This is a genomic window from Fibrobacter sp. UWH1, from assembly GCF_002210365.1.
Lineage (GTDB): Bacteria > Fibrobacterota > Fibrobacteria > Fibrobacterales > Fibrobacteraceae > Fibrobacter.
Genome location: NZ_MWQG01000074.1, coordinates 1 through 5,039, shown reverse-complemented (window position 1 = coordinate 5,039; position 5,039 = coordinate 1). Strand labels below are relative to the sequence as shown.

The window sequence follows — 5,039 nt, the reverse complement described above, 5'->3', positions numbered from 1 at the left end:
AAATGAGTATCTTTTGAAAAAGTTCAACATTATGCGTTAGCGATTAGAAATCGCCTCATTAAATGGCATAAAACTACTTATCATCGGGCTATATTCACCACTCATCTTTATCGTCTCATAATCTTCATACGAGAAACATTCCACATAAGTTCTTTTTCTCACAGATGTAGACAAGAAATCGTCAAGTATATTTTTTGAAGAAATCTTGTCTGTGACAAAATAAATGTCTGGATTAGCGATAAAGAACGAATCTATTTTATCACCACTCATTGGCGTGTAAAGAGAATCTATTGGAAATGATTTGAACTCTTTTGCGAAAACAGCATTTCCCTTGCCATCTTTTCTAACCCGTAGATGCCAAGCAATCCAGTCGTGAAACGCAACAACCAAACTGTCCTTGGTCAAAAGCAAGTCTAATTCTAAATACTTGAAGCCTCTTTTAGCACTATGATTTAGAGCCTCCAAACTTTCACTCATTACTGAAGAACCTACATTGCCTCCACCATGAGCAATATAAGACTGCTCCGTAATTGATCCACCCAAAAGATGTTTGGCAATGGCTATAAAAAAAACTACTCCGAATAAAAGAATATGTATTTTTACAAAATATTTAATTATCGACATTCGTACAATTTAATTTCCTGTCCATCAGGCATTAAATAAGAATCTACAGACTTAAATTCAGTCAAATCTAAACTTGATACTAGATGAGAGATTTCCTTTTTGTCGCATAAAAAATTAACATGGTCAACAAGAAAATCTACATCAGCTGTGGCTTGATCCATAAATTTGTGATATGTTCCCTTTTGAGCAATAGAATCTAAATTTGCCTTATAAAAAATAAAATTGTCTCGTTTTAAAGCCTCTCTAAACTGATTCTCAAAAAGAGGCTCCCCTATATGCGTTGTTTCGCAAAAATAAGCACCAGTCAAAAACTGAACTCTCGGCAAATAAGAAAACTTACCAGACACTGCGTAAAAAATTTTACCTCGATTTTCCACTTGAGGGAAAATTGTTTCTTTCCAAAATACATCAATATTCTTTTCTGCTTGAATTAAATCCTTCTCTCTATGTTCATATCCGTCCATTGCGAAAAAAAGAAGGAATGCCGCATAAAAAAGCATTGGGAAACCAGCGTAGATTTTCGATTTTTTTTTCCTTTTTAGCAAAAGAATAACAAACAATGCTGCACAGAATAAAAGCGTGAGAAACCAAAAATACAAGGTTTGCTTCGGAAAACCCACAAAAATATTGGACTCACGATAATCGAAATTCATTAGACAATCCAATAGAACAACAAAAGTCGTCAGTTTCAAATACAACTTTTTTAACGAATAATGTTTCGTTGCAACAAAAATAACCACAAAAATCGGAATCAGTAAAAATTGAGGAACAGCGCAATAAGCTAGAACAAGAACAAATAAAAAAACTTTTGTTTTCAAATCAAATAAAAAATTTATCTGGTAACAAAGCATTAATAGCAAAACGAAATGCAATAAAAAAATACTCGATGAAAATTTAAACACACTCTGAATATCAATAGGAATAGCAGGGATCAAATCCTGCATAAGCATAACTGTATATGACTGAATTATATAAAGTATTCCAGAAACAATGCATAAAAGAATCAGCAATGTTTTTAAAGACAATACTTTCTTACTCTTAAGAAACAATAATAGAGCGGGCAACATGATCATCCACAAATAGTTGGGCATGAACATAGCGAAACTACATATAACAAACGCAAAATCGTAATTTGTAAATTCTTTTCGAGAGAATAAGAAAAAGCGATTTTGAAATACAATTGTTAAAAAAAACAAAACCGACGAAATAAAAACCAACCATTCTACACGCCAGGTTTGAACTTGATATAGAAGAATGTGCTTGCCAACGCCTCCCGTAGCAGACCAATACAAGCCAATTAGACACACCCAAAAAAAACACTTCGCTAATTTGCGGACATTTGCATTACCGGTACATTTGGGAACAACAATGCCTAAATAAAGGATTCCCATAATTTCCCGAGCGAGCATTTCGTATGTGACGTCATGCTTTTGGGTACATTCTCCCCAATCCTGAGGATAAATATCAAAGCCGCCTTTGTGCAATAGATAGGTCAAAGGAAGTAATAGAGATGTAATAGCAATTGGATAGATTGTTTTCGGATAATAATGAAAAAGCCATAGAGGCAAACACCAGCCTGCAGTCAATGGATGGATTAGTGATCCCACTAAAAACAAACTTAAACTTATTTTTTTTCTATTCCCAAATAAAAATCCAAGGCCAAATAAAGCAAAACCAAAGGAAAGTGATCTAGAACAAACAAAATTTTCCACATATCTAAAAAAGGAAACATTTGCGTTCGGCATATTGTAACCAAAGAAACCGATAAACGCAAATAAAAACGGTATATACCAAATTCGGCAATAGGAGTATTGCGTGAATTTACGTACCATATATATGGCGGCAACAATCCACGTAAACTGAGTAATGAAACAAAATATTTCAGATCCTAAATCAACCGAAAATAGTTTTAAAAAAACAAGATATATTGACGTGAAAATCCCATATGAATCTTGGTTCCCATACATAAAGGGAGGATCATTCAAAAATCTTTCCGGATGTATATTATATACTGTTTGAAGAAGATACAATCTAGCATCTCCAATTATTCCGTCATAATGATGAAGGCAGAAAAACAGAGGTATTCCCAAAATAAAGGGCAGGTACTTATTCTTTAATATTTCGACTAACGCCGTTTTATAACTATTCATTTACAACCACCATTGGAACCCATCTGTGGTAAAAAGATGAGGAAAAATATTTTTTTACCATACCACCCGGGCGATGATCTCCGCGAATCACAAAACGATACTCAGGATGTTTCTGTGCAAGCCATGCAATTCTACGAGCTGTATTCAACTGACGAGTTGTATAAAAGCAATCCGACAAATCCTGACCTAAGTATTCACATTCTTTCGCTAGAGGAATATTTTCATCACCTTCATAGGGTGGATGAGCATCCAAGGTTGTCCAATAGACAAACTTTGGAATTGAATCATTCAGCAAGCCATCAATAAAGTCAACAATAGATGAATCGCAAATTCCCTTGAAGCCGTAGTTGCAGGAAGTCAACTTTTTTGCTTCAAAATCCGGTTTGAATAGAAGGGAATCGAATCCATATTTTGAATAATTTTTCTTCCGTTCGTAAAAGTCTCCATTGTAGCCATGAACATACCAGGTCTGCAAGCCTGTTGATCGAAGATCCTTCAATAGTTCAAAGTCCTCAAATTCGGCCCCCTGCGTGTGAGCCTCATTTCGTTTTAACAAACCTGAGAATGATACTTTTGCGGAGTCATAGGGAGACAATAACAACTGCGTATAACCATCATCTTTATTCACACCCCAACTTTCAACTAAAATCATTACCGTCGGCTTATCAAGTTCCATTGACTTTGTCGAATCCCAAATATCAAACTTTTCCTGAGTGCTTTCTTGCAAATAAATATTTTGGCTAACGACCGCACCAGACAAACACTGCCACACAAAATTTCTTATAGGAAACGACAATATAGGCTGTCGAGATTGGATATTACCAACACCCAAATGAAGCCCCAAAGCTAATAGTAAAATAGCCATACCCTTAACTGGAGATATCTCGCAAACATTCTTCGGCAGAAGAATCTTTCGCGCAAAAACAAATTGTAGAAGCATCGCAAAGCAAGGGACAAACACAAATACAATAGGCCCCCACCAATAGAATGTGGACAAGGACCAAATATCAGAAACAAACAATGTATAAGTTGAATAAAAGAAAACACTACATACACCAATAAAGGAGAACAAACCAACTGCAAGAAATTCAAATGTTTTTACATACCGGTTTTGTGCAAAAGGAGGCAAAGAACTTAAAATCAACACAGAATAAATGCCTGCAGTTGTAAAATCGGCGGGAGTACACGCTTTTACCGCATAAACTGCGACAACAGGCAAAAACGCTAATTTCCATGCATATTTCTTGGACGGTAAACACAATAGCACAAGAAGGAAAAGAATATCCCAAGATACAAAGCCCAACACAAGAGGTGAATCAAAATATTCACAAGCAAGATAGGGCAAAATTGCAGCGCAAATTGCAGTTATAAGAAGCGAGGATAAAATTGATTTAAAAGCCATAATTACAATAATAATAGTAAGAAAATAACTCCATGAAATTTCATGGAGTTAAATGCACCTCAAGTTTGCAATATATCACAGTCTATTAAATTTTCTCATTTCCTTATCCAAAAATGCATCCACATATTTGGCATAAATCAGCGTGGTATCCAGATTCCGGTGGCCAAGCAACTTACTCGTGGCAGGGAGAGGAATTCCAAGAGAAATGCAAGTCGTGGCAAATGTGTGCCTCGCCAAATGACAGTGAATATACTTAGTAAAGCCTAGTTTCTTAGCGGCACGTCGTAAACGCTTGTTGAACGTTGAATTTTCAACTACATGGAAAACAGGATTGTTACCGACTAATTTATTAGGAAGAAGCAGCCTTGCCTGAACAGGAATTGGAATATACACAGCCTCCCCCGTCTTATGGGTCTGCTTGCGAATTTTCCAGTCATAGATTTCGTTACAAGTCAAAGATTGCAGATCACTGTAACGAAGCCCCGTAAAGCAACTGAAAAGAAAAACTTTGACACATTCGCTCTCCTCCGTTGTCAACACCGACTGTCGATCAGTAAAATACAAATAGAGCATTTTCAATTCTCGCACAGTCAGGAAACCGCGCCTTGTATAAACCCGTCCAATCCTCACCCCCTTGAACGGATCATTTTCTATTACACCCTCTCTACGTAACCGGTTCACGAAAATTCTAAAGACAGACAAAGCCTTCGTCACGGTTGCGGGTTTATTTCCCAACTCCTGCATATGGGCCTTAAAATCGCGAATCAATCTTTCATCAATTGCAGAGCAATCAAGTTCAGGAGAAAAATGAGGCATCATCAACATGTGTGGAAGCATTTAGGCAGCCTTGCTAGATGATTCTC

At 36.4% G+C, this 5,039-nt stretch carries 4 protein-coding genes; all 4 read right to left on the bottom strand.

Translation table 11 applies throughout. The annotated features are described in order from the left end of the window. Window positions 1–36: 36 nt before the first annotated feature. Window positions 37–624 carry a glycerophosphodiester phosphodiesterase family protein gene (locus tag B7992_RS15935; RefSeq protein ID WP_088666783.1) on the bottom strand — a complete coding sequence of 196 codons (588 nt, stop codon included), beginning with the start codon at window positions 622–624 and terminating at the stop codon, window positions 37–39. Beyond that, window positions 615–2,774, bottom strand: coding sequence for a hypothetical protein (locus tag B7992_RS15930; RefSeq protein ID WP_088666782.1), 2,160 nt, complete (start codon window positions 2,772–2,774; stop codon window positions 615–617). Before B7992_RS15930 ends, B7992_RS15935 begins: the two co-directional genes overlap by 10 nt. Then, a complete protein-coding gene (locus tag B7992_RS15925; RefSeq protein ID WP_088666781.1) occupies window positions 2,767–4,176 on the bottom strand; it encodes a sulfatase-like hydrolase/transferase in 1,410 nt (469 codons plus the stop codon). Before B7992_RS15925 ends, B7992_RS15930 begins: the two co-directional genes overlap by 8 nt. Before the next feature lie 75 nt (window positions 4,177–4,251). Next, on the bottom strand, window positions 4,252–5,013 hold the full coding sequence (locus B7992_RS15920; protein ID WP_088666780.1) for a site-specific integrase: 762 nt from the start codon (window positions 5,011–5,013) through the stop codon (window positions 4,252–4,254). Window positions 5,014–5,039 lie beyond the last annotated feature (26 nt).

Coding starts and splice junctions, on each gene's coding strand:
- B7992_RS15930 (WP_088666782.1), bottom strand. CDS start 2,774: ATGAATAGTTATAAAACGGCGTTAGTCGAAATATTAAAGAATAAGTAC.
- B7992_RS15935 (WP_088666783.1), bottom strand. CDS start 624: ATGTCGATAATTAAATATTTTGTAAAAATACATATTCTTTTATTCGGA.
- B7992_RS15925 (WP_088666781.1), bottom strand. CDS start 4,176: ATGGCTTTTAAATCAATTTTATCCTCGCTTCTTATAACTGCAATTTGC.
- B7992_RS15920 (WP_088666780.1), bottom strand. CDS start 5,013: ATGCTTCCACACATGTTGATGATGCCTCATTTTTCTCCTGAACTTGAT.